Origin of the sequence: Azonexus sp. (assembly GCF_036170495.1) — a bacterium.
Taxonomy (GTDB): Bacteria; Pseudomonadota; Gammaproteobacteria; order Burkholderiales; family Rhodocyclaceae; genus Azonexus.
Window position 1 is genome coordinate 1 of sequence record NZ_JAVHPH010000012.1, and the last position, 1,415, is coordinate 1,415.

At 58.1% G+C, this 1,415-nt stretch carries 2 protein-coding genes; both read right to left on the reverse strand.

Translation table 11 applies throughout. The features are described from left to right. Window positions 1-610: HipA N-terminal domain-containing protein (locus ADADOO_RS00490; RefSeq protein ID WP_511274202.1), on the reverse strand; the 610-nt coding region annotated here is incomplete at its 3' end. 19 nt (window positions 611-629) lie between these two features. Then, window positions 630-947, reverse strand: a complete 318-nt coding sequence (locus ADADOO_RS00495) for a helix-turn-helix domain-containing protein (protein WP_511274203.1) — start codon at window positions 945-947, stop codon at window positions 630-632. Window positions 948-1,415 lie beyond the last annotated feature (468 nt).

Here is a 1,415-nt window from a genome sequence, read left to right on the forward strand (position 1 = left end):
CGGAGCGCACTTCGTTGGTCGTCCGGTTCCAGGCGATGACGGCCTTGGCGCGCGCCCCGCCGGCCGAGGTACCGACGTCGATGATGCTGCGCAGCGCGGCATCGGTCTGCTCGTCGTCTTCAATCGTCCCGGCGACGGCCTTGCGCGCTTCGCTGACCAGATCGCTGAGTTCGATGGGCGTCGACTTCTGGCGGATGGGCCCGCGCCCCGGCTTGAAAACCATGGCCCCCATGGCGCGGTTGCCCATGTAGGCCAGCCGGTCGATTTCAGATACCTGATTGGCCGGAATACCGCGGTCGGCCATGTATTTGTTGATCAGGGCGTTGCCGAAATCGTCCGGCAGGGCATCGCTGAGTAGCGCCGGCAGCGCCTTGTAGGTTTCGCGCGGCAGATCCGTAAAGATGTAGGGCTCTTCGCGCAGCGGCATGCGCAGGGGCGAGGGTTCGACTCCCTTGGCAACGAACCGCAGGTCGTAGGCAAAGGCGTAGAAGCCATAGGCCGGGTCGAGGGCGACCGCGCCCATGAGTTGGCCCCAGAGATGGACTTCGACACGGTCAACGTGCTTATACGGCGCGGCGCGGGTACGACGGGGCTTGGGAGGCGTAGCCATGGGCGTCTTTCTGCAGCGTTTATTTCGCAGGAGGCGATTTAGGGCGAACTGACGTCGCTCGCTGCCGCTCGCGGCGAGCGCGAACCATGTTCAGCGGGTTGATCGTGGCGGTCGGCGCGAGGCGCATTAGCCAGTCTTCCTGATCAAGCGCCCGCACCACGGAGAGCAGGCTGGCGGTGCTTGAGCCGGCTCCCGCCTCCAGATTCTGCAGCGCCCGGCGACTGATCCCGGCCCGTTCGGCGAGCAGGGTCTGGTCGATATTCCGACTTAGCCGCAGCTTTTTTACCTGCTCACCCAGCAATGCTTCGAGTTCGCTTAAAGTATGGCTGGATTGCATACCAATTCTCCATAACGCGCACTATTACACGCATAATAAACAAATAACAAAACTGCGCGCATCTTTTGACGCAGCATATCACATATCAACAAATTTATTACGCGCATTATATTGCGCCCAAATGAATTAGTTTACGTTTACGCGTAATATCGTGCGCTTAACATAACATCACAAAAACAATACCCGCAACCTCCGCACATGGCATCTGACACCAAGCCCGCCCCGGATCGCCAGCTTTAAGCAAAAAAGCCGGATTACCACGGTCAACCGGAAAAAAAGCCAAAATTAGAATGTCACGGCCTGCATTTTTCCGCCTTTGCCGGCCAGCCCGATTAGCCGTCGCCACAGACATTCCGCCACTGAGAGCAGAAATGCATAACGCATTTTTAAGATAACTGAAGATTTACCCCGAGACACTGATTGCGCGACCATACAAACGGGTTACGATTGCACCGTATCCCCAACAAC

What these genes read in the sequence shown, in the direction of transcription:
- ADADOO_RS00495 (WP_511274203.1), bottom strand. Translation starts at nt 947, where the DNA reads ATGCAATCCAGCCATACTTTAAGCGAACTCGAAGCATTGCTGGGTGAG.